The following is a 23,236-nucleotide window of genomic DNA, read 5'->3' on the forward strand; positions in this document are numbered from 1 at the left end:
GGCAGGGTACCCAGCGGCGCGGCCGCCGGGTCCTTCTCCTCCTTTCCTTCTTTCTCCTTCTCGTCCTACCGGTGGCCGCCGAGGTCCTCGCGGATCAGTTCGATCACCCGTGCCGAGGTGTCCCGCACCGCCGCGAGCTCGGTCAGGAAGTGCCAGTAGTCGGGGTGCCGGCCGGCCTCCTCCAGCGCGGCCACCGCCCGGTCCAGCCGGGCCACCGCCTCGTCCAGCGGGGCGGCGTGCCGCGGGTCCGGCGCGCTGCGTCCGGCCATCGCCAGCCGCTGCGCGTCCCGGATCGCGAAGCGGGCGCGCTCGATCTCCTTGTGCGGGTCGCGCTGCACCTCGTTCAGCTGCCGCAGCCGGTCGTTCACCGCGGACACCGAGCCGTCGGCGGTGTCCAGCAGTGCGCGGACCGTCCCGATCGCACCGGTGGCGTCCGCCCAGCGCTGCTCGTCCCGGGCCCGGGCGGCCTCGGCGAGCTTGCGCTCGGCGGCGCGTCCGGTCTCCGCGACCTGGTCCGGCACCCGCTGGAGGTCCTGCCAGCAGGCGGTGCTGAACCGGCGGCGCAGCTCGCTCAGGGCGGGCGCGACCGTCTCGGCCTTGGTCTCCAGCGCCTGGATGCGGGTCCGCAGGCTCGCCACCCGCCGGTCGATCTCCCGCGCCCGCTCCGGCAGCTGCGCGGCGTCGGCGGCGATGGCCTCGGCGCGCTGCTTCACGTCGTCCGCGCGCCGCAGGGTGTCCGCGACCCCGTGCCGGGCCGGGCCCTCGTTCAGCCGGCCGAGCTCGGGCGCCAGTTCGGCCAGCCGGGCCGCCAGGTCGTCCGCCCGCAGGCCGGCGCCGCGCGCCTCGTCCAGCGCGGTGGTGGCCGCCAGCAGCGCGCGCTTGGCCTGCTCGACCGCCGGGGTGACCCGCATCAGCTGCTGCTCGGCGTGCTCGACGGTCGGTTGCAGGCGCCGCAGGAAGTCGTTCAGCTCCGAGCGGGCCGAGCCGAGCTGGCCCTTCACGTCCTCCAACCGGCGCTTGGCCTGCGCGGCCGTGCCCGCGTCCAGGGTCTCGCTGTCCAGGTTGTGGGCGTCGAGCGCGGCCAGGTAGTTCACGGTGACCTGCTCGATCCGGCCCGAGATCGCCGCCAGGTCGGCCAGCGCGCGCTGCGCCGCCTGGCCCTCCTCGGCCGCGCGGACCGTCTCCACCGCGAGCTGCACCTCGCGCTGGGTCTCCTCCAGCTCGTAGAACGCCTCCTGGGCCGCCGCCCGGGCCTCCTGGGCCTGCGCCCGTCCGCCCTCACCGCCGCCGCGCCGGCCCCACCAGCCGCTGCTCCCGGCCGAGGCCAGCCCGACCGCCCCCAGCGCACCCGCCAGCACCACCGGCAACACCAACGCGTCCGCCAGCGCACTCCCCGCCCGACGCCGCCCCCGCCCGCTCCCGCCGGCCACCGTCACTGCGCGCTCCCTGCTCCGACCCGCTGATCCGGCCCCCATTCTCCCCGATCCCCCTACCCGCCCGTCACCCCCTCCCGCCCCATCCCACCGGTCCACCTGTCCCACACCACCCCCCGGGACCAGGTACCCTAGGCTCTCGTCGTGCGCCCACCGGGCCACGACAGGGGGCGCGTAGCTCAGTGGTAGAGCGCTGCTCTTACAAAGCAGATGTCGGCGGTTCGAAACCGTCCGCGCCCACCAGCACGAAGGGCCAGTTCGGAGGAGCGATCCTCACGAACTGGCCCTTGATCGTTTCCGTGGCCCTACTCGTCCCGTGCCACGTGCATGCCAGATGCAGGCGCGGGGTACCTCTTGGCTAGCCATTCCTCGACCGCAGTCTTGGACGTGTATCCGTGCTGGCGGAGGAGTTCGACGATGTCGCGGCCGCAGATCAGGACTACCGGGTGCTCATCGTCACGGATCTCCTTCTGCATCTGCTGGTTGAAGTAGGACGTCGTGACGAGGACCCCGAAGTTTCGGTGCCGCAGCCGTGAGATCAGTCGGCTTCCCTCTTTCACGCCGACCGCCTGGTCGGGCGACTTGCACTTGGCTTCCAGGGCGAAGTCGATGGCGATCCGGTCCGCCGGAGGGCCCAAGTAGTACTGCCCCACGGCGTCGCGCCCTCCATCGCGGCTACGGCGGGTCACCTCAACCTGGCCGGTTGCCGGTGCGAGTAGGCGCCACAGCTCCACCGCGCACGGCTCGAAGTCGTGTTCCCGGCCGCGGAAGTGCTCGCGGATTGCTGCCAGGATCTCCCGGGAGTTCGGGTCAGAAGGCAGCTGCTCCGCCTGGCTGCGGATGACGGTCGTCGCCGGGGCAGTGAGCGGAAGGTAGGAGCGGGTTTCGACCCAGGTGCGCCACGCGTCGGGGCAGCCGCCCTCCAGAGGGTCCCCACCGTCGATGAGGTGCTGGATCCACTTGCGTGGAATGACGGCCTGGTCCAGCACGGTGAACCGGGCCCGGTAGTTCTGGAAGCGCTCACCGCCGGTTGTGCGCCAGATGGCGGCGAGTTCGTCATCGGAGGTGAGAGCCGGGCCTCCCGGCGCGAGCAGTCCGCGGAACCGGACGCCGCGGCCGGTGGCGCCAGCCTTCTCGAAGAGCAGGAACGGAGGTATTCGGCGCCGTTCCTCCGGACCCGCATGGGAGGCGGCGAAGACATTCCGGAGAAGGAGGTTGCCGCCGGGATTCGTCTCGTGCAGCTCGTGTCCGGGTTTCTTGTTGTCTCCATAGTAGGTGAACGTTCCGGTCTGCGGATCGAGAGCGTCCGGCCAGTCGCGCTCCCGGCCGGTCGTGTAGAGGACGGCCAGGCGGACGTCCTGACTCCAGGGCGAGCCGGCGAGCCGGAAGCCGCCCTGGTTGCCCACCTTCGGGACCAACTTGTTGATTGGATCGTCTGAAATATTGCCTTTGGTACCACCCGGATAGAACGCATCGAGATGGAGATCGACATCGGTCAGCTCGTCGAACGCTGCTGCGGGCTGCTCGGTCTGCGGTGAGGGCGTGCTGGAGGCGGGCACGTGCGCGGGCTCCGTTCTGGGCGGCGGGCAGTACATGTGTGTGAATAGGGAGTTTCTCGCGGGCACGATCACCGGCTGATACCGGGATGTGATCGCGGAGGGCAAAGAAGCGCAGCCGGTCCGGCGAGAGCCGAACCGGCTGCGCTGAGTGAGGTGGCTACTGACCGGCTTCCGTAGCCGGGTCGTCGTGCCGGAGTGACTGGCGGACGGCTTCGCCCATGCGGTCGGCAATGGCGCGGTCCCGGTCGCTGGTCATGTGCTGGTAGATCAGCGCGCCCGGGTGCTGCTGTGGCCCGCCCTGGTCATGAGTTCCCGGGTGCTGGCCCCGTTCTGCGAGGCGAGGGTGTTACCGGTGTGGCGTAGGTCGTGGAAGTGGGCATCCTCAGTCAGCGCCGCGGCCGTGCGGGCCCGGATCCAGTCCCGGAAGTTGCTCCGGCGGAGCTTGCCGCCGCGGGGACCGATGAACAGGTGCCCGTCCGGCCCGGGGCCGGCGTACCGGTCGAGATGGTGGGCCAGGTCATCGACGGTCTCGGCGGGGAAGGCCACCAGCCGGAAGCCCGCCCGGCTCTCAGGAGTACCGCGACGTGGATCGAGGTCCGGACCCGTCCGACGTAGTCCGCGTGCGCGTCGAGCTTCTTCTTGTCCCAGCGAAGCCGTAGGCCGTCCTTGCGCTTGCTCCGCTCCATCAGGCGGTTCGTCGCGTACGTGGTCAACCCGCCGAGCATGACAGCGGCGATGGTCACTAGCTGGGTGATCGTATCCATGGCCGCCGCACCGAGGATGTGAACAGTAGTCAGATCGGAACCTGCCGAGGATAGGCGACCGATGGGTCCGGAGGCAGGTGGCGGAGGGGCGGTGGGATGGGGTGAGGGGTGGGAGTGAGTAGGATTCTTCTCTACGAGTTCAAGGGGCGCGCCAGTGCGCGGCCCTGCCGCTCGCCGCCGCACCTGTCTGCGCCCCGCGACGGCGGCGGCCGGCCGCGCCAGGCGGGAGGACATGGGTACAGGTCACTACCGGCCGGGGCTGGTGACGGGCGGCTCCACGGTCTTACCCACCTGCCAGGACCGGGACCCTCGTCGAGCAAGGCCGGGGGCCACTCGGCCAAATTGCGGTCAGGCCCAAAAGCCCTGACCGAGTCATGCTCGACCCCAAATCAGGCAGGACACCGGCCAAAACCGCTCCACCGCCCGCGTGTAAATCTGCTGCGGGCAACCCGATATTGACAAGTCAGTTGACTAGGCGCTCATATCGTTCATGCAAGAGCGAGTACTCGTGGCGACTTGGGCGAACAACCGGGCCCCCTGTCTCAATTTCCTCGGGAGTGGGCGGCTCAAGCGAGCGCTTCACATCATTCACAAGTTGCTGTAGGTCGTCGTCATCGAGCGCGATGACGAATCCTCGGTGGTCGAGCGCAGTGTCGCGACACCGCTTTAGGAAGAGTTCCTTGTTTTTGAATGATCGACTCGTCAGAATTCCGAGCTTTCCGCGAATCGGCGAGAATCTGGATGATATCTGATCAAGCTCAGGGTTTTCGATATCTCGGCTGTAGTTCTTGCACTCTACGAAGATGTACTGGCTGGCTACCTGGTGCTGGCGCAGCCATCGAAAGAATCCGTCCTGACTGGAGTTCATGTATCGAATATCGATTCTCTTCCGCCCTTCGTGAATCTCGGCCTCTTTTATGGGCATGCTGAGAGACGGGTAGAAGAGGGCGGATAGCAAGGCCTCGATGTTGTGGTGATATGTGGTGGCGTAGTCACGTCCTGCCGGTGTCTCTAGCACGGCCTCCAGGAGTGCGTCATAGTCCGGAGGAAGCCCACCGCCCGATTCAGCTAGTTGCTCATTGGTGAGAGGGGCTGTCTCAGTCAGCCGCTTGACCTGTTTGTAGTGGTTGTAGACTTCGGGGCGCTCTAGCGAGAGTCGCACTACCGCAGGCTTGCTATCGCCGTGAAAGTTCCTCACGTCCTGTTGGTTTACGAATCGGCGACCGGACTTCGCGGTTTGTACGAGTTGACTCGCTGGATTGTCCAGCTCTTCATCTTGCAGTACCGGGATTAGGTGATTCCGATAGTAGTCCTCCTTGGAGAGGTGGAGGCTTCTCCGCACAATGACCTTGGGAACCATGAGAAGCTTCTGGTGAGAGGCGACGGGGAGGTCGGTGTAGCCGTCCTCCCATGCCTTGGATGCTGAATTCCAGACGGGTCCGCTGTGGACAGTCTCGGTTGGGATTCTGTGGAAGTCACACATTGCTTGCGTATATGTTATTAGGGCGCCCCGGATTACGTTCGTAGTGATATCGGAAACAATGTCCTTTCCGATGCCTTCGATGAATAGCGCTGTATCTTCAAGGTCTTCGATTAGTCCGGTCTGTGCTGCATGGCTTGAGCTCAGCTTCTCGGCAAGGTCATTGCTCATTCCCTTCCCCATGCCTCGACCCCGCGATTTGCCGCGGGATACTCCGAGATGGGTCTCGTTCGGTTCGCTAAGTTTGCCAAGTAGCGATGAGACGCGTCCCTTGTCTCTGTCTCGCACAGCGTCGAGAACTGTATCGAAGAATGTCGCCAGTAGGATTTGGCATTCTTCGGCCCACATGCCTTCAAGTCGCCTAATGCTGCTTGGGTCGATGTAGACGGCGATATCGTCTGTAGTGTCCACGTCGACGAAGTCGAGCTGCGCCTGGTTCTTGTTCAGGCCATAGTGCACTGAAATGCGCATGCCGTCCCCTCCATGTGCGAGCCGTGGTGATGGCGACGCGCGCCAACCTGCCTGTCGTATGACGATAGAGCGCGGGGGTGGCAGCGCGACAGGGGGCGGAACGAAGAGGTGCGATTGGAGCGCGAGCGAAGAACCGATCACGTGTTCGGCTAATGGTGGTGGCGGGTCACTCATCGGGGCAATAAGGGTCAGGTGGCTGATTCGCTCTCAGGGCTCTGTGATCATTTGGGTGCTGGAGATGTTCTAGAGCTGTTCGTGCAGGTCAGGCATCGCGCCCTCACTGTCTCAGATTGGAGCAGCCTGGTTGGCATCGATGGGACAGAGTGTTCGGCGGGTGCTTGGCTAACGCAGCTGGTCGTTCTGCAATTTGATGAGATGGGGGTGCGGGCTGGATGAGGCAGCCGACACTGCGTCGTGCCATAGGCGTGCCAGATCGGGTGGTACGTGGCGGTGAGTCGCGGGCGCTGGTGAGGTGGCGGTCGGGGAACGGACAAGCCGGCGGGGGTGCAGGTCAGGGCGAGCAGCCGGACGCTGCTCCTACAAGCAGATGTCGGCGGTTCGAAACCGTCCGCGCCCACCAGCACGAAGGGCCGGTCCGGGAGGCATACACCTCCTGGGCCGGTCCTCGGTCGTTTCCGGCGTTCTGGGTGGCGAGGCGCCGGCGGTTCGGGGTCTCCTCGGGGGGCACGCCGGCGGGGCTGTCGGGGTGGCCGGGGTGGTGGTAGGGAAGAGGAGTGCTGATGACCAGGGCGTTCGATGCGGTGCTGTGTGATGTGGACGGGGTGATCCGGTTCTTCGACGGGAGCCGGGTGGCGGCGTTGGAGCGGGCGGCGGGGGTGGAGGAGGGGAGTACGGCGGCGGTCGGGTTCGCCCCGGAGAACGACGGGCCGTTGTTGCTCGGGCGGATCGGGAAGGGCGAGTGGGTGGACTCGATCGCGCGGGGGCTGGCCGGGCGGGTGACGTGGGCGCAGGCGCGCGGGCTGGCGGAGGCGTTCGCGAACGCGCCGTTCCGGGCGGACGAGGTGGTGGTGGGGATGCTGCGGCGGGTGCGGGAGCACTGCCGGGTGGTGCTGGTGACCAATGCGACGGTGTGGCTGGACGAGGACCTGGCGCTGCTGGGGCTGACGGACCTGGCGGACGAGGTGGTGAACAGCTCCCGGGTGGGCAGTGCCAAGCCGGAGCGGCGGATCTACGAGATCGCCGCCGAGCGGGCCGGGGTGGCGCCGGAGCGGTGCCTGTTCGTGGACGACCGGCATGAGAACGTGGACGCGGCGGTGGCGCTGGGCATGACCGGGGTGCGCTACCGGGGGCCGGAGGACCTGCGGCGGGCGCTGGCGCCGGTGGTGGTCTAGCCGGTGCCGGTCTAGCGGGTGGTGTGGGCGCCGCCGTTGAGGTGGAGGGTCTGGCCGGTGATGTGGCGGGCGCCGGGGGAGGCGAGGAAGTGGGCGGTGCGGGCGACGTCGGCGGGGGTGCCGGGGCGCCCGGTGTGGGTCTCGGCGACGAGGGCGGCGCGGCGCTCGGGGGTCATGGCGCCCCGGAAGAAGCCGGTGTCCTCGATGTAGCCGGGGGAGATGACGTTGGCGGTGACGCCGAGCGGGCCGAGTTCGGCGGAGAGGGCGGCGCTCCAGGCGGCCAGCGCCACCTTCGCCGCGCCGTAGGCGCCGCCGCGGCGTTCGGCGCCGAGCGAACCGATGCTGATCACGGTGCCGCCGGTGCCGCCGGTGCCGCCGGCGACGAGGGCGGGCCGCAGGGCGGTGGTGGTGAGGACGGCGCCCAGCAGGTTCTGGGCCAGGGCGGCCTGCCAGTCGGCGAGTACGGCGTCGAGCGGGGGCAGGTCGCCGGGGGCCGGGTCGGGGAGGCCGCCGGCGGCGTTGACCAGGACGTGCAGTTCGGGGAGCCGGTCGGCGAGTCGGGCGACCTGGCCCGGGTCGGTGGCGTCGCACACCACGCCCTCGACGGAGAGCTCGGCGGCGGCGCGCTCGACGGTGTCGCGGTGGCGGCCGGTGACCAGGACGCGGTCGCCGTCGGCGGCGAAGAGTTCGGCGGTGGCGCGGCCGATGCCGTTGGTGCCGCCGGTGATCAGGACGGTGCGGGTCATGAGATCCTCTCCCGAATGCACGTTTAGGTCTAAACGTAGCGGAGGGAACGGGCGTGACGGAAGTGACGGCGGCTCAGATCGCGGAAGCCTGGCGACGGGAGCGGCCCGGTACGCCGACGGACTCGATCGGGATCGTCACCCCGGTGTGGTGGCTCGGCAAGCTGTTCACGGACGACCGGGCCCGGGCGCTGCGGGCCGCCGGGATCGACGCGGCCACCCTGGACCTGCTCTCGGTCCTGCGCCGATCGGGCGAGCCGTACAGCCTGACCACCCGTGAACTGGCCCGTCGGACGCTGGTCACGGCGGGGGCGATCTCCCAGCGGGTGGCCCGGGCCGAGGCCCAGGGGCTGGTCGTCCGGGAATCCGGGGAGTCCGGCGGGCACGGGCGGCGGGCGGTGCTGGTGTCGCTGACGGCGGCCGGGCACGAGCTGGTCGAGCGGTCGGTGGACGTGGTGCTGAGCCGGGAGGCGCGGCTGGTGGACGGGCTGTCGCCGGCGGAGCGCGAGACCCTGGCCGGCCTGCTGGACAGACTGCTGGCGGACGTACGGCTGCGGGTGGCGGGGCCGGGGGCGGCGGGCGAGGATCGGGGGGACCGGGCGGACCCCTGAGGGCGGTGGGCGGATGGCTGAACAGGTCGGGGGCTCGCGGGCGGAGCTGTCCTCGCGCCTGAACTGGCTGCGGGCGGCCGTGCTGGGGGCCAACGACGGCGTGGTGTCGACGGCCGGTCTGGTGACCGGTGTGGCGGGTGCGGAGGGCTCCCGGACGGCGCTGCTCGCGGCCGGGGTGGCCGGGCTGCTGGCGGGGGCGATGTCGATGGCGGCCGGTGAGTACGTGTCGGTCAGCACCCAACGGGACACCGAACGGGCCGCGTTGGCGCAGGAACGGCGGGAGCTCGCGGAGGACCCGGAGGGGGAGCTCGACGAGCTGACCGACTACTACCGGGGCAGCGGGCTGGCGGACGACCTGGCCCGGGAGGTGGCGACGGCGCTGACCGAGCGGGACGCGCTGGCCGCCCACGCGCAGACCGAACTCGGCATCGACCCGGACGTGTTGACCAATCCCTGGGAGGCGGCGCTGGCCAGCGCGGCGGCGTTCACGCTGGGTGCGCTGGTGCCGCTGCTGGCCGTGCTGCTGCCGCCGGAGTCGTGGCGGCTGATGGTCACGGTGGTTTCGGTGGTGGCCGCGCTGACCCTGTCGGGCTGGGCGAGCGCCCGGCTGGGGGGTGCCGGTCCGGCCCGGGCGGTCCTGCGCAACGTCGCGGGCGGGCTGCTGGCGATGGCGGTGACGTACAGCGGCGGTGTGCTGCTGGAGCAGGTCACCGGGTGAGGCCGGACCCCTGACCGTACGACCGGGGGAGCAGGCTCCGGGTGGGGCATGCTCCCCGGGCCGTACGACCGGGGAGCAGTGCGGCCCGGGCGCGCCGCGTGACGGCCCCGGTCGGCTCGACAGGCGACCCGGTGCGGCCTGTGTTTGTGTGGCTGCAAACCGCTTGGGAGAGGTGAAGCGCCGTGACCATGCCCCCGTTCGGATCGAACGATCCGTTCTCCGATCTGCTCAGCCGGTTCTTCGGGATGAGCCCGCTGGCGTCGCCGCCCGCCGTGCAGCGGGTGCCCATCGGGCGGCTGCTCAGCGAGTCCTCGCAGGAGCTGCTCGCGCTGGCCGCGCAGCGGGCGGCCGAGGACGGCTCCAGTGACCTGGACACCGCGCACCTGGCCTGGGCGGCCACCCGGGTGGACCCTTCGCGCCGGATGCTGGAACGGGCCGGCATCGACCCGGACCGGCTCTCCGGCGACCTGGAGCACGCGCTGCCGTCCGGCACCTCCGACGGGGTGGACGGCCGGCCGGCGCTCACCCCCTCGGCGAAGCGCGCGCTGCTCGCCGCGCACGCCCGTTCGCAGGCGGTCGGCGCCTCGTACATCGGCCCGGAGCACATCCTCGGCGCGCTGCTCGACCAGGAGCGCTCGGGCGCCGGGGTGGCGCTGCGCAACGCGGCGCCCTCGCAGGACGCGCTGAAGTCGGTGCTGGAGGGGCGCGGCACCGGCGGCGAGCGCAGCAGCACGGGCGCCCAACCGAGCGAGACGCCGACGCTGGACGAGTACGGGCGCGACCTCACCGAGGAGGCGCGTTCGGGCCGGCTGGACCCGGTGGTCGGGCGGGCCGAGGAGATCGAGCAGACCGTCGAGATCCTCTCCCGGCGGACCAAGAACAACCCGGTGCTGATCGGCGAGCCGGGCGTCGGCAAGACCGCGATCGTCGAGGGCCTGGCCCAGCGGATCGTCTCCGGGGACGTGCCGCGGAGCCTCAAGGAGAAGCGGGTGGTCACCCTCGACCTGACCGCGCTGGTGGCCGGCTCCAAGTACCGGGGCGAGTTCGAGGAGCGGCTGAAGAACGTGATCGACGAGGTCACCGCGGCCGAGAAGAGCGTGATCCTCTTCCTGGACGAACTGCACACCGTGGTCGGCGCGGGCGGCGGCGAGGGCTCGATGGACGCCGGCAACATCCTCAAACCCGCCTTGGCGCGCGGCGAGTTGAGCGTGGTCGGCGCGACCACCCTGGACGAGTACCGCAGGTACGTCGAGAAGGACGCCGCGCTGGAGCGCCGCTTCCAGCCGGTGCTGGTGCCCGAGCCGAGCGTCGAGGAGACGATCGAGATCCTCCAGGGGCTGCGCGACGCGTACGAGGCGCACCACCAGGTGCGGTTCACCGACGAGGCGCTGGACGCGGCGGCGACGCTCTCCGACCGGTACGTCAGCGACCGATTCCTGCCCGACAAGGCGATCGACCTGCTGGACCAGGCCGGCGCCCGGGTCCGGCTGCGCAGTCTGAGCGGCTCCACCGAGGCGGCCGGGGTGCAGGACCGGATCACCAAGCTGAAGCGCGAGTTGGACGAGGCCGTCGCGGACGAGGAGTTCGTCCGGGCCGCCAACCTGAAGACCGAGCTGCGGCAGACCGAGGACGAGCTGGCATCGACCGCCGAGGCCCGCGAGGAGGTCGTCGACGTGACGGCCGACGACATCGCGCAGGTGCTCTCCTCCCGGACCGGCATCCCGGTCGCGGAGCTGAACGCGACCGAGAAGGAACGGCTGCTCAAGCTGGAGGAGCACCTGCACGAGAAGGTGATCGGCCAGGACGAGGCGGTCACGGCCGTCGCCCAGGCGGTGCGCCGCGGCCGGGCCGGGATGGGCGACCCGGAGCGGCCGACCGGTTCCTTCCTCTTCCTCGGGCCGACCGGCGTCGGCAAGACCGAGCTGGCGAAGGCGCTGGCGGCGCTGCTGTTCGGCGACCCGGACCGGATGATCCGCTTCGACATGAGCGAGTTCCAGGAGAAGCACACCGTCTCCCGGCTGGTCGGCTCCCCGCCCGGGTACGTCGGCTACGAGGAGGCCGGGCAGCTGACCGAGGCGGTGCGCCGCAAGCCGTACAGCGTGCTGCTCTTCGACGAGGTGGAGAAGGCCCACCCGGACGTCTTCAACCTGCTGCTCCAGGTGCTGGACGACGGGCGGCTGACCGACTCCCAGGGGCGTACGGTCGACTTCCGCAACACCGTGGTGATCATGACCAGCAACATCGGATCGCAGCGGATCCTCGACCACGCGGGGAACGTGGACGAGATCCGGGACGACCTGATGCGTGACCTGCGCCAACAGTTCCGGCCGGAGTTCCTCAACCGGATCGACGAGGTGATCGTCTTCCACGCGCTCACCCGGAAGGACCTGCTGTCCGTGGTGGACCTGCTGCTGGAGCGCAGCCGGCGCCGGCTGCGGGCCCAGGACGTCCGGCTGGAGGTCACCGAGGCGGCCAAGGAGTACCTGGTCAACCGGGGCTACCAGCCGGAGTTCGGGGCCCGGCCGCTGCGCCGGACGATCCAGTCGGAGCTGGACAACCGGATCTCCAACCTGCTGCTGGACGGCTCGGTGCGGGAGGGGGACACGCTGATCGCGGACGTGAGCGACGGGGAGCTGGTGGTCACGCTGGCGCGGCCGGAGCCGTCGGCGGCCTTCGAGGGGGCGGAGGACCGGGCCGCCTCGGCCACCGCGGAGGGCTGACGGCGAACGGGTGCGGGCGTACTCCAGCGGGAGTACGCCCGAACGCCACTGGTGGAGGACGCGCGGGGACGCGGCGCCGGTCTAGCTTGTGGGCATGATGCCGCCCACGTCCCCGCCGCCCGAGCCGCCCTCGGCGGATCAGCCACCGGAGGAGCAGCCACCGGAGGAGCCGCCCGAGCCGTGGCGCCCGCCGTGGGTGCGCGCGGCCAAGGCGGGCTACCCGCTCGGAGTGGCCGCGGCGGCCGCGGTGGTCCAGGCGGTCGGCTCGACCTTCGCCGCGCACAACCAGCACGGGCGGGTCCCGCTGGACGCCTTCGGCTACCTGCTGCTGCTGATCGGGCCGGCCCTGCTGGTGCTGCGCGACCGGCGGCCGGTCGCGGTGGTGGCCGGCACCTCGGCGGTCACCGCCGGGTACCTGGCCGGCGGGTACCCGTACGGGCCGGCCTTCGTGAGCTGGCTGGTCGCCTGCTGCGTGGCGATCGGGTCCGGCCACCGCCGGGCGGCCTGGGCCGGCGTGGGCGGGGTCTACCTGGTGCACCTGCTGGGCGCCTTCGTGCTGCCGGAGAGCTGGCAGCGCGCGGCCCCGCCGTCCGGCAGCGTCTGGCTGCAGGAGCTCGGGCTGCTGGCCTGGCTGCTGCTGGTGATGGCGGGGGGCGAGCTGGTCCGGTTCCGGCGCGAGCGGATCGCCGCCCACCGGGCCTACCGGCAGCAGCTGGAGGAGCGCCGGGCCAACGAGGAACGGCTCAGGATGGCGCGGGAGTTGCACGACATCCTGGCGCACAGCCTGTCGCTGATCAACGTCCAGGCGGGGGCCGCGCTGGCGCTGCTCGACCGGCGGCCGGAGGAGGCCCGCAGCGCGCTGGTCACCATCAAGTCGACCAGCAAGGAGGCGCTCGGCGAGGTCCGCCAGGTGCTCGCGACGCTGCGCGGGCCCGGAGCGGCGCCGCGCGGGCCGGCCCCGGGGCTGGACCGGTTGGACGAACTGGCCGAGCAGGCGGACCGGGTGGGCCTGGAGGCGGAGGTGCAGGAGCGCGGCGCGCGGCGCGCGCTGTCCGCCACCGTCGACCTCGCCGCCTTCCGGATCGTCCAGGAGGCACTCACCAACGTGGTGCGGCACTCGGCGGCGCGGCAGGCGGTCGTGGTGCTGGACTGGACGGACCCGGCCGTGCTGGTCGTCCGGGTCGAGGACCCGGGGCCCGCGGTGCTCGGTGACGCGGGCGGGTCGGGCAGCGGTCTGGTCGGGATGCGGGAACGCGCGGCGGCGTTCGGTGGCACCATCACCGCGGGGCCGCTGCCCGACGGCGGCTTCCGGGTCCGGGCGGAGCTGCCGACACCGAAGGCGGAGAGCGATTGATTCGGGTACTGCTGGCGGATGACCAACTGCTGGTCCGGGCGGGCTTCCGGGCCCTGTTGGACCTCCAGGACGACCTCACGGTGGTCGGCGAGGCGGACGACGGCGAGGCCGCGCTGCGGCTTGCCCGCGAACTCGTGCCGGACGTCGTGCTGATGGACATCCGGATGCCGCGGATGGACGGGCTGGAGGCGACCAGGAGGATCGCCGAGGACCCGGCGCTGTCCTCCGTGCGGGTGGTCGTGCTGACCACCTTCGAGCTGGACGAGTACGTCTTCGAGGCGCTGCGCTCGGGGGCGGCGGGCTTCCTGGTCAAGGACACCGAGCCGGCCGACCTGCTGCGGGCGGTCCGGGTCGCCGTCGCGGGGGACGCGCTGCTCTCGCCGGGGGTCACCAGGCGGCTGATCGGCGAGTTCGCCGCCCGGTCGAAGGCGCCCGAGGCGGTGCCCGAGGGGCTCTCGGACATCTCGATGCTGACCGAGCGGGAGCGCGAGGTGCTGGCACTGGTCGGGATGGGGCTGTCCAACGAGGAGATCGCACGGCGGCTGGTGGTCAGCCCCCTGACGGCGAAGACGCACGTCAGCCGGGCGATGCTGAAGCTCGGCGCGCGGGACAGGGCGCAACTGGTGGTGCTGGCCTACGAGTCGGGGCTGGTGCGGCCGGGCTGGCTGGGCTGAGCGGCTTCTGTGCGGTCGCGGTTGCGGCTGCTGTGCAGTCGCGGCTTCGCGGTGCGGGCGCTGCTTCCGGCCCGGCGTGTCGCGGACAGGCCGTACTCTCCCGGGAGTATCCCAACTGTCGCTGCTGGTAGGACGCGTGATGAGACCCCGCGGCGGGACGCTCTAGGCACCTCGGGAACCACCCGAGGTCCTGGAAGCCCACCACCGAGGAGTTGAACCATCATGTACACCCAGCTGGCCGACTGGCACGGCCCCGGCCCGTGGATCCTGCTGATCCCGCTGGTCTGGATCGCCGTGGCGGTCCTGGTGATCGCGGTGCTCCGCCGCACGGTCTGGCGGCGGCACGGCTGCGGCTTCGGGGCCGGGGCGGGGCACGGGTTCGGGTCCGGAGCCGTGGCGGAGCATCCGCTGGCCGTCCTGGGCCGCCGCTACGCCGAGGGCGACATCGACGCCGAGGAGTACCGCGCCAAGCGGGCCGTGCTCAGCGAGCCGCCGCGTGGCGACGCCAAGGGAGGTGGCGTCAGGTGACCACCCTGGACGTCGTACGGGGCGCCGCCGCCCGGGTCGCCGACGCCGTGAAGATCTACGGTGTCGGCGGCACCGAGGTCCGGGCGCTGGACCACGTGACGGTGGAGTTCCCGGCCGGGCGGTTCACCGCCATCATGGGCCCGTCCGGTTCGGGCAAGTCGACCCTGATGCACTGCGCGGCCGGGCTGGACACGCTCACCGCCGGCAGCGCCTGGATCGGCGACACCGAGCTCGGCCCGCTCGGCGACCGGCGGCTCACCCTGCTGCGCCGGGAGCGGATCGGCTTCGTGTTCCAGGCCTTCAACCTGGTGCCCACCCTCACCGTCCTGGAGAACATCACCCTCCCGCTCGACCTGGCCGGGGCCGCCCCCGACCGGGCCTGGCTGGAGACCCTGGTCGACGTGGTGGGCCTGGGGGACCGTCTGCGGCACCGCCCGAGCGAGCTCTCCGGCGGCCAGCAGCAGCGGGTCGCGGTGGCCCGGGCGCTGGCCGGGCGGCCGCAGGTGGTCTTCGCCGACGAGCCGACCGGCAACCTCGACTCCCGCAGCGGCGGCGAGGTGCTCGGCCTGCTGCGCCGGGCGGTGGACGAGATGGGCCGGGCCGTGGTCATGGTCACCCACGACCCGACGGCCGCCGGCTGGGCCGACGAGGCGCTCTTCCTCGCCGACGGACGGCTGGTCGACCGGATGCGGCAGCCCACCTCCGCCCTGGTGCTGGACCGGATGAAGGCCTTCGAACGGGGGCGGGCATGAACACCGTCCCCCTCCGGCTCAGCCTGCGATCGCTGCGCGCCCACAAGCGCCGGCTCGCCGGGACCCTCCTGTCCATCCTGCTCGGGGTGAGCTTCCTGACCGGCACGATGGTGCTCGGCGACACCCTGCGGGCCAACTTCGACACCCTGTTCGCCGACGCCAACGCCGGCACCGACGTCGTGGTCCGCAGCGCCGACGTGCTGGACTCGGCGGGCACGGCCGGCGGGGTACGGGCGCCGGTGGCGGCCGCGCTCGCCGACCGGCTGCGCACGGTGCCCGGGGTGGCGGCCGCCGAGCCGTCCGTCCAGGGCGCGGGCCAGCTCATCGGGAGCAACGGCAAACCCATCGGCGGCCAGGGCCCGCCCACCCTGGCCGGCAACTGGCTGGCGGACGGCCGGCTCAACCCGTACCGGCTGGCCGAGGGCCGGGCTCCGGCCGCCCCGGGCGAGGTCGTGGTGAACCGGGGCGCGGCGAAGGCGGGCGGCCTGCACCTCGGCTCCACCACCGTGCTGCGCACCCCGGATCCGGTGCCGGTCACCGTCGTCGGCATCGCCACCTTCGGGGCGGCCGGGGACGGGATGGGGCCGAGCACCTTCACCGCGCTGACGTTCGCGGACGCCGAGCGGTACCTCACGCCCAAGGGCGATGGCCAGGCCAGCTCGATCCAGGTCCGCGCGGCGGGCGGGGTCTCCCAGCGGGAGCTGGTCGACCGGATCACCCCGCAACTGCCCGCCGGCGTCCAGGCGATCACGGGCGCGGCGGCCACCCAGGAATCCACCCAGCTGCTGTCCGGGCGGTTCCTGACCATGTTCACCACGCTGCTGCTGGTCTTCGCCGGGATCGCGCTGCTGGTGGCGACGTTCACCATCCACAACACCTTCGCCATCGTGGTCGCCCAGCGGACCAGGGAGAACGCGCTGCTGCGGGCGCTCGGCGCGGTGCGCGGCCAGGTGCTCGGGGCGACCTTGGCGGAGGCGCTCGCGGTCGGCCTGCTGGCCTCGCTCGGCGGGCTGCTGGGCGGGATCGGGGTCGCGACGGGCCTCAAGGCGCTCTTCTCCACGCTCGGCTTCGCGCTGCCGACCGGCGGCATGGTGATCAGCACGGCCGCCGTCCTGCTGCCGCTGCTGGTCGGCACGCTGGTCGCGGTGGGCTCCGCGCTGCTGCCGGCCGTCCGGGCCGGGCGGACTGCCCCGCTGGCGGCCCTACGGGACACCGGCGTCGACCGGGCGGCGCAGGGGCGCTCGGGCACCGTCCGGGTGGTGCTGGGCGCCCTGCTGCTCGCCGGGGGCGTACCGGTGGCCGTCCTCGGCGCGACCGACGGACCGTCCGTGCTGCTGACGGCGGTCGGGGCACTCGCGGTGCTGGCCGGCACGGTGGTGCTCGGCCCGGTCGCCGCGGCGTTCGCGGTACGGACGCTGGGGGCGCCGCTGCCCAGGCTGCGCGGGGTCTCCGGGGTGCTCGCCCGGCGCAACGCGGCGCGCAATCCGCGCCGGACGGCGGCCACCGCGAGCGCGCTGATGATCGGCGTCGCCGTGGTCACGCTCTTCACCGTCTTCGGGGCCTCGATCAAGGCCACCCTGGACGACACGGTGAGCAAGTCCTTCGCGGGTGATCTCGCCGTCACCACCGCCTCGTTCGGGGCCGGCGGCAGCGGGATCAGCCCCAAGGTGGCGGACGCCCTGGCCGCGCTGCCCGAGGTGCGGCAGACGGTCGGGCTCGGCCGGGGCGTGGCCCGGATCGACGGGCACGGTCGGACGCTGGACGTCACCGATCCGGCCCGGCTGTCCGGGATCGTCGACCTCGGCCGGGTGGACGGCTCACTGGCCGCGCTCGGTACGGACGGGCTGGCGGTCTCCCGCAGCGAGGCGCAACAGCACGGCTGGCGGCTCGGACAGCCCGTCACCGTGGGGTTCACCGACGGCGCGAGCGGCCCGTTCACCATCCGCGCCCTGTACGAGGGCGGCAGCCTGGCCGGCGACTACCTGATGACGCGGCAGGCCTGGGCCCCACACCGGGGGCAGGACGCGGACACCATGGTCGCGGTCGGGCTGCGCGACGGCGTCCCGGCCGCCGCGGGCAAGGCGGCGGTGGAACGGGCACTGGTCCCGTACGGCAGTCCGCAGGTGCAGGACCGCGCCGAGTACGCCAAGAGCGCGGCCTCCGGCGTCGACACGATGCTCTCGGTGGTCTACGCGCTGCTGGCGTTGGCGGTACTGATCGCGCTGCTGGGCATCGCCAACACCCTGACGCTGGCGGTGCACGAGCGGACCAGGGAGCTGGGGCTGCTGCGGGCGGTCGGCCAGACCAGAGCTCAGCTGCGCGGCATGGTGCGCTGGGAGTCGGTGCTGGTGGCGGCCTTCGGGACGGTCGGCGGGCTGGGGCTCGGAGCCTTCCTCGGCTGGGCCTTGGTGCGGGCCTCGGACAGCGCGGGAACGGGATCGTTCGCGATACCGCCGCTGCAGTTGGCCGTGGTCCTCGCGGCCGGGCTGCTGGCGGGCGCGGTGGCCGGGCTCCGCCCGGCGGGCCGGGCGGCGCGGCTGGACGTCCTGCGGGCGATCGCGACGGAGTAGGAGGCGGTGGAACAGGAGACGGTGGAACAGGAGGCGACGGAGCGGACCGCGACCGAGTGGGCCGGCCTGGAGCGGGCCGGGCTGGAGCGGGCCGAGGCAGAACGGGATGCGGCAGACACAGCGATGGCGGCCCGGCAGGTGACGGTGTAGCGGAGCCGGGCCGCCGGAGGGCGGATCAGGAGGTGACGGTGGACCGCAGGCTCAGCCCGCCGACTGCGGGAAGACCTCGCGCAGCAGCGGGTCCGGCAGTCCGCGCTTGCGCCACTCGCGCGGGTAGCCGAGCGAGACCTCCGTGAACGGGACGCCGTCGTAGGTGGTCCGGCGCGGGATGTGGAGGTGACCGTAGATCATCGCCGCGGTGTTGTACCGGGTGTGCCAGTCGGCGGTCAGCTCGGTCCCGCACCACTGGGCGAACTCGGGGTACCAGAGGATCTCGGTGGGCTGGCGGACCAGCGGGTAGTGGTTGACGAAGACCAGCGGGACGTCCGGGTCGCACTCCGCCAGCCGCTTCTCGGTCAGCCGGACACGCTCACGGCACCAGGAGTCACGGTCCGGGAACGGGTCCGGGTAGAGCATCCGCTCGTCCGCGCAGACGATGCCGCTCTCGTAGGCGGCCGCCAGGGAGGCTTCCTTGGTGGTCGTGCCCGGGGCGCGGAAGGTGTAGTCGTAGAGGAGGAAGAGCGGGACGATGCGGACCGGTCCGCCGGGGCCCTCCCAGATCGGGTACGGGTCCTCGGGGGTCACCACGCCGAGTCGGCGGCAGCGCTCCACCAGGTGCTCGTAGCGGGCCACCCCGCGCAGCTGGACCGGGTCCTCGGGGTGGGTCCACAGCTCGTGGTTGCCGGGCACCCACACCACCCGGGCGAAGCGCTCGGCGAGCAGGCCGAGGGCCCACTCGATGCTGGTGGTGAGCTCGGCGACGTCACCGGCGACGAGCAGCCAGTCGCCGGGGTGGGAGGGTTGGAGCTTCTCCACCAGGTCGCGGTTCTCCTGGTAGGTGATGTGCAGATCGCTCACGGCGAGCAGCCGTCCACCCGTCGGGGTGGGCCGTTCCGGCTCTGCGTCGCTGCGGTTCTCCGTAGTCACTCCTGCCCCCTGAGGTCGCCCGGCCGATGGGGCCCACCCTACGTGTCGGGCCGGTCGGGCGGGGCGGGTTGACGGGATCAGTCGTTCGAACCGCTCGGCCGAGGTGCCAGGAGTGGAAGGGGGCCGGTTCAGGAGCCGATGTCGATGAGCACCCCGTGGGAGGTGGCGGTGGTGACGGCGAGGATCACCAACGAGGTGATGCCGAGGGTCAGGCCGAGGAGGGCGCGGCCGCGCCGGCTAGTGCCGCGGACCAGGGCCAGGGTGCCCAGGGTGATGGCGATCGGCCCGAGGACGATGTTGAACAGCAGCAGGCCGGGCAGGCCGAGGAGGAAGGAGGCGATGGCCAGGCCGTCGGCGTCGGCGGTGCCCTGACGGTCGGACTCCCGCGCCTCGATCTCCCGCGCCTCGATCTCCCGTGCCTCGATCTCCTGGGCGTTGGTCTCCGGTGCGTTGGTCTCCTGCCTGCTGGTCCTCGGGCGGCTGGCGCCCTGGCGGCCGATGGCGGGACGGTCGGTGACGGTGCTCATGGTGGTGCGGGTCCTCTCTGTGGAGTGGCCACGGGTGCGGTCCGCGGGGCGGCGGGGTCAGCGGTGCCGGAGGCGGGCGATGCCCTCGCGGGCGCCGAAGGCGAGCAGCCAGGCGGTGATGCCGGCGGAGGCGGCGAGGAAGACCGGGAGCGAGATGTGGGCGGCGGTGCCGATCAGGATGCCCATGGCGACCAGGGCGGAGAACAGGATCACGGCTGACTCCTTCGGTTGCGGCTGGGACTGCGCCGATTTCGGTTGACAAGTGTTCACTGACTTCGGTCCCACTGTACGTCGACTGGCCAAGTTCGGCAAACGAATGTTTACTGAATGGCGTGAGTCACACCGTTGGGGCCAGACAGGCCCAGAAGCAGCAGAGTCGCCGGGCCCTGCTGGACGCCGGGCTGCACCTGTTGGCCGATCAGAACCTGGCGAGCCTGGGCGTCCGCGAGGTCACCCGAGAGGCGGGGCTCTCCCCGGCCGCCTTCTACCGGCACTTCCCCGACCTCGCCGCCCTCGGCGTGGCGCTGGTCGAGGAGTCGCTGGCCAGCCTGCACGTCATGATCCGCTCCGTGCTCGCCGAGGCCGGCGACGCCGAGGAGCTGATCGACCGTGCGGTGGGCGTGATCGAACGCCACGTCCGCGAGAACCGGGGGCACGTCCGCTTCCTGGCGCGCGAGCGGCACGGCGGAGTGCGACAGGTGCGCGAGGCGATCGACGCCGAACTCGGCCGCTTCGCCGCCGAGGTGGGGGCCGCCCTGGCGCTGCAACCGGTGTCGCGGGGATGGGGCGAGCGGGATCTGCGGATGCTCGCCGAGCTGTACGTCGACCACATGGTCTCCACGGCCGCCGCCTTCCTGGAGGCGCTGGAGGCGGACCCGGCCCGGGGTCGGCGGATCGCCGCCACCGCACGGCTCCAGCTGCGCCTGATCAGTCTCGGTCGGGAGCACTGGCAGGCTGGTTGACCGTCCCGGCACGGGAGTTGACGGGCCCCGCGGCCACGGCCGGCCGGGTCGCTCCCCGGGAAGCCGGGTGTCGACGGTAACCGGCCAATGCGGCTTGAGCGGTTCTTGGTGCCGCCTTGACTCTTGACAGTGGGTCATGTCCGCGACAGCTTTGGTGGACCCCCACCCGTGGACCCCCCACACCGAGAGGTCTCTCATGAAGAAGCCGCTCATAGGCACGGTCGCAACGCTCCTGTTCGCAGGGGCCACCGCCCTCGTCGGAGCCGTCCCGGCCCAGGCCGCGGCCCCAGCGACCAAGCCCGTCGCCCAGCCCGTCGCCGCCGTCAACTTCGCCGGGACGGTCGCACTCAGCAACTGCTCCGGCTCGCTGGTGCGGATGCCCGGCTCGGCCGCGAGTGACCCGGCCCTCGTGCTCTCCAACGGCCACTGCCTGGAGACCGGCATGCCCGGCCCGGGCGAGGTGGTCCTCAACCGGACCTCCAGCCGGTCCTTCACCCTGCTCAACGGGAGCGGCAGCGGCGTCGGGACCCTGCGCGCCACCAAGATCGTCTACGGCGCGATGACCGACACCGACGTGTCGATCTATCAGCTGAACACCACCTACGCCTCGATCCAGTCCCGGTACGGGATCGCCCCGTTGACCATCGCCGCCACCCACCCGGTCCAGGGCACCTCGATCCGGGTCGTCTCCGGCTACTGGAAGAAGATCTACTCCTGCTCGGTCGACGGCTTCGCCTACCGCTTGAAGGAAGCCGACTGGACCTTCAAGGACTCGGTCCGCTACACCTCCACCTGCAACGTGATCGGCGGCACCTCCGGCTCGCCGGTGGTCGACGCCTCGACCGGCCAGGTGGTCGCCGTCAACAACACGATCAACGAGAACGGCGAGCGCTGCACCATGGACAACCCGTGTGAGGTCGACCAGAACGGCACGGTGACGGTCCGCCAGGGAATCGGCTACGCCCAGGAGACCTACGGGATCCCGGCCTGCTTCGCCGCCGGCAACCGCTTCGACCTCACGCTCCCCGGCTGCACCCTGCCCCGTCCGTAAGCGGCCAGGGCAACCCCGCTGACCAGCTCTTTCTCCCCGATGGGCCATCCGCGAACAGCGGGTGGCCCATTCGGCCGTCCATCGGTCGGCCACCGCACCACCCGCGCCGCACCACCCGCACCACCCGCGCCGCACCACCCGCACCACCCGTGCCGCCCGGCCGTTCCGGCAGGCGGCCGTCATGTCAGTTGAAAAGATGGAGAGTTGATGACCACCACCGTGAGAAAACTGCTGGTCTCCGCCCTGCTGATACCGCTGCTCGCGTTCGGCGGCCTGGCGAGTCCGGCGTCCGCCGCCGACGGCCAGAACGCCCAGGGGGCCCAGGACGCCCAGGGCGACGGGTCCCGCCACGGCCGGAGCCCCGCCGACGACCCGACCGCCGACATCAAGGTCCGCCTGGCGGCGATCCCCGGGGTGACCATCACGGAGGAGAAGCCGACCACCACCGGTCACCGCTACTTCCTCGCCACCTACACCCAGCCGATCGACCACTTCCGGCCCTGGCTGGGCACCTTCCAGCAGCGCTTCAGCCTGCTGCACCGCGGCTACGACCGCCCGACCGTCTTCTACACCAACGGCTACACCCTGGGCACCAACCCGTCCCGCACCGAGCCGACCCGGCTGGTGGACGGCAACCAGGTGTCCATCGAGTACCGGTTCTTCACCCCCTCCCGCCCGGAGCCGGCGGACTGGTCGAAGGCCGGCATCCGCCAGGGCGCCGCGGACTCGCACCGGCTGGTGACCGCGCTCAAGCGGATCTACCAGGAGGAGTGGCTGTCCACCGGCGCCAGCAAGGGCGGCATGTCCTCCACCTACTTCCGCCGCTTCTACCCGGACGACGTGTCCGGCACGATCGCCTACGTCGCGCCGAACAACACCAACGTCAACGACGCCGAGCCGTACAGCGAGTTCTTCCGCACCGTCGGCACCCCCGAGTGCCGGGCCAGGCTGAACGCCGCCCAGCGTGAGCTGCTGGTGCGCCGCGACCGCCTGGAGGCCCGCTACGTCGCCGACAACCAGGCGGCCGGTTCCACCTTCAACACCCTCGGCACCCCGGACCGTGCGTACGAGGCCGGCGTGCTGGACGTGGTCTGGGCGTTCTGGCAGTACAGCCTGGAGGCCGACTGCGCCAAGGTCCCGGTGGCCGCCACCGCGACCGACGACGAGCTGTACGCCTGGTTCGACGCGCAGTCCGGCATCACCGGCAACAGCGACCAGTCGCTGGCGAAGTACACCGCGTACTACTACCAGGCCGCCACCGAGCTGGGCGCGCCGTTCTTCGACGTGTCGCACCTCGACGGCGTGCTGCACTACGACTACAAGGAGCTCTACTCGGTCCGCACCTTCGTGCCGAAGGAGATCCCGACCGTCTTCAACCGGAACGCGATGCCCGACATCGACCGCTGGGTGAAGCGCGACGGCGAGCGGATCATGTACGTCTACGGCGGCAACGACCCGTGGGGGGCCAAGCCGTTCCGCCTCGGCCGGGGCAGCGAGGACAGCTACGTCTACACCGTGCCCGGCGGCAACCACGGCTCCAAGACCGAGCAGTTGCCCGCCGCGCAGTCGGCGGAGGCCGTCGCCAAGGTGCTGGAGTGGGCCGGGCTGGACGACCCGAACGCCCGCTCGCTCACCAAGTCGCCGCAGCTGGTCCCGGACTTCGGTCCGCTGGACGTCGAGGGCCGGCGGCTGGAGCAGGAGCGCCGCCCGCTGTAGCGCTCGCGCGGCAGCGTCGCGGCACGTCGCACGAGGCGCCAAGTACGAGGAGGAGGTCGCCCCGCAGTCCGGGGCGGCCTCCTCGCGCGTTCCGCGAGCACAGCCCGACCGTCCCCGGCCATCCCCGAGGGCCCGGCCGTCCCCGGCCGGGCCCGCCCCCTCCCC

General features: G+C 71.6%; 20 protein-coding genes, 1 tRNA gene and 1 pseudogene. 14 read left to right on the plus strand and 8 right to left on the minus strand.

The genetic code is table 11. The features are described from left to right. Window positions 1–65 precede the first annotated feature (65 nt). The gene (locus tag ACZ7RU_RS01785) at window positions 66–1,475 is read right to left on the minus strand and encodes a hypothetical protein (RefSeq protein WP_470338982.1); all 1,410 of its coding nucleotides are present in this window, start codon (window positions 1,473–1,475) and stop codon (window positions 66–68) included. A gap of 126 nt (window positions 1,476–1,601) precedes the next feature. Between ACZ7RU_RS01785 and ACZ7RU_RS01790 the strand changes: the two genes are divergently transcribed. Continuing rightward, a tRNA-Val gene (locus ACZ7RU_RS01790) sits at window positions 1,602–1,676 on the plus strand. 62 nt (window positions 1,677–1,738) lie between these two features. Here ACZ7RU_RS01790 and ACZ7RU_RS01795 read toward each other — a convergent pair. From ACZ7RU_RS01795 to ACZ7RU_RS01805, 3 genes and pseudogenes are all read right to left on the minus strand, one after another. Beyond that, a complete protein-coding gene (locus ACZ7RU_RS01795; RefSeq protein ID WP_470338983.1) occupies window positions 1,739–2,992 on the minus strand; it encodes a restriction endonuclease in 1,254 nt (417 codons plus the stop codon). 157 nt (window positions 2,993–3,149) lie between these two features. Then, window positions 3,150–3,622 (minus strand): annotated as a pseudogene (locus ACZ7RU_RS01800) (tyrosine-type recombinase/integrase); the annotation flags it as partial. Window positions 3,623–4,219: 597 nt separating this feature from the next. Next, window positions 4,220–5,707, minus strand: coding sequence for a hypothetical protein (locus ACZ7RU_RS01805; protein WP_470338984.1), 1,488 nt, complete (start codon window positions 5,705–5,707; stop codon window positions 4,220–4,222). A gap of 740 nt (window positions 5,708–6,447) precedes the next feature. Between ACZ7RU_RS01805 and ACZ7RU_RS01810 the strand changes: the two genes are divergently transcribed. Next, on the plus strand, window positions 6,448–7,059 hold the full coding sequence (locus ACZ7RU_RS01810; protein WP_470338985.1) for an HAD family hydrolase: 612 nt from the start codon (window positions 6,448–6,450) through the stop codon (window positions 7,057–7,059). An 11-nt stretch (window positions 7,060–7,070) separates the two neighbouring features. Here ACZ7RU_RS01810 and ACZ7RU_RS01815 read toward each other — a convergent pair whose 3' ends face one another. Then, window positions 7,071–7,805: an SDR family NAD(P)-dependent oxidoreductase gene (locus ACZ7RU_RS01815; protein WP_470338986.1), complete on the minus strand. Its 735-nt coding sequence runs from the start codon at window positions 7,803–7,805 to the stop codon at window positions 7,071–7,073. A 53-nt stretch (window positions 7,806–7,858) separates the two neighbouring features. On the opposite strand from ACZ7RU_RS01815, the gene ACZ7RU_RS01820 reads away from it, so the two are divergent. The 9 genes from ACZ7RU_RS01820 (at window position 7,859) to ACZ7RU_RS01860 (ending at window position 17,879) form a co-directional block, all read left to right on the plus strand. Further along, a complete protein-coding gene (locus ACZ7RU_RS01820) occupies window positions 7,859–8,413 on the plus strand; it encodes a MarR family winged helix-turn-helix transcriptional regulator (RefSeq protein ID WP_470338987.1) in 555 nt (184 codons plus the stop codon). A gap of 13 nt (window positions 8,414–8,426) precedes the next feature. Continuing rightward, window positions 8,427–9,131, plus strand: coding sequence for a VIT1/CCC1 transporter family protein (locus ACZ7RU_RS01825; RefSeq protein ID WP_470338988.1), 705 nt, complete (start codon window positions 8,427–8,429; stop codon window positions 9,129–9,131). 182 nt (window positions 9,132–9,313) lie between these two features. After that, complete coding sequence (locus tag ACZ7RU_RS01830) at window positions 9,314–11,851, plus strand: ATP-dependent Clp protease ATP-binding subunit (RefSeq protein WP_470338989.1); 2,538 nt, start codon at window positions 9,314–9,316, stop codon at window positions 11,849–11,851. A gap of 94 nt (window positions 11,852–11,945) precedes the next feature. Next, on the plus strand, window positions 11,946–13,205 hold the full coding sequence (locus ACZ7RU_RS01835) for a sensor histidine kinase (protein WP_470338990.1): 1,260 nt from the start codon (window positions 11,946–11,948) through the stop codon (window positions 13,203–13,205). After that, on the plus strand, window positions 13,202–13,879 hold the full coding sequence (locus ACZ7RU_RS01840; RefSeq protein WP_470338991.1) for a response regulator: 678 nt from the start codon (window positions 13,202–13,204) through the stop codon (window positions 13,877–13,879). Before ACZ7RU_RS01835 ends, ACZ7RU_RS01840 begins: the two co-directional genes overlap by 4 nt. A gap of 222 nt (window positions 13,880–14,101) precedes the next feature. Further along, window positions 14,102–14,407 (plus strand): SHOCT domain-containing protein, encoded by a 306-nt coding sequence (locus ACZ7RU_RS01845; protein WP_470338992.1) that lies wholly within the window; start codon window positions 14,102–14,104, stop codon window positions 14,405–14,407. Beyond that, window positions 14,404–15,159 carry an ABC transporter ATP-binding protein gene (locus tag ACZ7RU_RS01850; RefSeq protein WP_470338993.1) on the plus strand — a complete coding sequence of 252 codons (756 nt, stop codon included), beginning with the start codon at window positions 14,404–14,406 and terminating at the stop codon, window positions 15,157–15,159. The genes ACZ7RU_RS01845 and ACZ7RU_RS01850 overlap by 4 nt, the downstream gene beginning before the upstream one ends. Continuing rightward, window positions 15,156–17,729: an ABC transporter permease gene (locus tag ACZ7RU_RS01855; protein WP_470338994.1), complete on the plus strand. Its 2,574-nt coding sequence runs from the start codon at window positions 15,156–15,158 to the stop codon at window positions 17,727–17,729. The genes ACZ7RU_RS01850 and ACZ7RU_RS01855 overlap by 4 nt, the downstream gene beginning before the upstream one ends. A gap of 6 nt (window positions 17,730–17,735) precedes the next feature. Then, on the plus strand, window positions 17,736–17,879 hold the full coding sequence (locus tag ACZ7RU_RS01860) for a hypothetical protein (RefSeq protein WP_470338995.1): 144 nt from the start codon (window positions 17,736–17,738) through the stop codon (window positions 17,877–17,879). 51 nt (window positions 17,880–17,930) lie between these two features. Here ACZ7RU_RS01860 and ACZ7RU_RS01865 read toward each other — a convergent pair whose 3' ends face one another. The 3 genes from ACZ7RU_RS01865 to ACZ7RU_RS01875 all read right to left on the minus strand — a co-directional run bounded on the left by ACZ7RU_RS01865 (window position 17,931) and on the right by ACZ7RU_RS01875 (window position 19,555). After that, complete coding sequence (locus ACZ7RU_RS01865) at window positions 17,931–18,815, minus strand: metallophosphoesterase family protein (protein ID WP_470338996.1); 885 nt, start codon at window positions 18,813–18,815, stop codon at window positions 17,931–17,933. 128 nt (window positions 18,816–18,943) lie between these two features. After that, window positions 18,944–19,342, minus strand: coding sequence for a DUF4190 domain-containing protein (locus tag ACZ7RU_RS01870; protein WP_470338997.1), 399 nt, complete (start codon window positions 19,340–19,342; stop codon window positions 18,944–18,946). A 57-nt stretch (window positions 19,343–19,399) separates the two neighbouring features. Next, window positions 19,400–19,555 carry a hypothetical protein gene (locus ACZ7RU_RS01875; RefSeq protein WP_470338998.1) on the minus strand — a complete coding sequence of 52 codons (156 nt, stop codon included), beginning with the start codon at window positions 19,553–19,555 and terminating at the stop codon, window positions 19,400–19,402. A 119-nt stretch (window positions 19,556–19,674) separates the two neighbouring features. Between ACZ7RU_RS01875 and ACZ7RU_RS01880 the strand changes: the two genes are divergently transcribed. The 3 genes from ACZ7RU_RS01880 to ACZ7RU_RS01890 all read left to right on the plus strand — a co-directional run bounded on the left by ACZ7RU_RS01880 (window position 19,675) and on the right by ACZ7RU_RS01890 (window position 23,071). Continuing rightward, the gene (locus ACZ7RU_RS01880) at window positions 19,675–20,304 is read left to right on the plus strand and encodes a TetR family transcriptional regulator (protein WP_470338999.1); all 630 of its coding nucleotides are present in this window, start codon (window positions 19,675–19,677) and stop codon (window positions 20,302–20,304) included. Window positions 20,305–20,500: 196 nt separating this feature from the next. Continuing rightward, window positions 20,501–21,355: a S1 family peptidase gene (locus tag ACZ7RU_RS01885; protein WP_470339000.1), complete on the plus strand. Its 855-nt coding sequence runs from the start codon at window positions 20,501–20,503 to the stop codon at window positions 21,353–21,355. A gap of 207 nt (window positions 21,356–21,562) precedes the next feature. Next, the gene (locus tag ACZ7RU_RS01890) at window positions 21,563–23,071 is read left to right on the plus strand and encodes a S28 family serine protease (RefSeq protein ID WP_470339001.1); all 1,509 of its coding nucleotides are present in this window, start codon (window positions 21,563–21,565) and stop codon (window positions 23,069–23,071) included. The last annotated feature ends 165 nt before the right edge of the window (window positions 23,072–23,236 follow it).

It is taken from the genome of Kitasatospora sp. NPDC114501, from assembly GCF_055633695.1.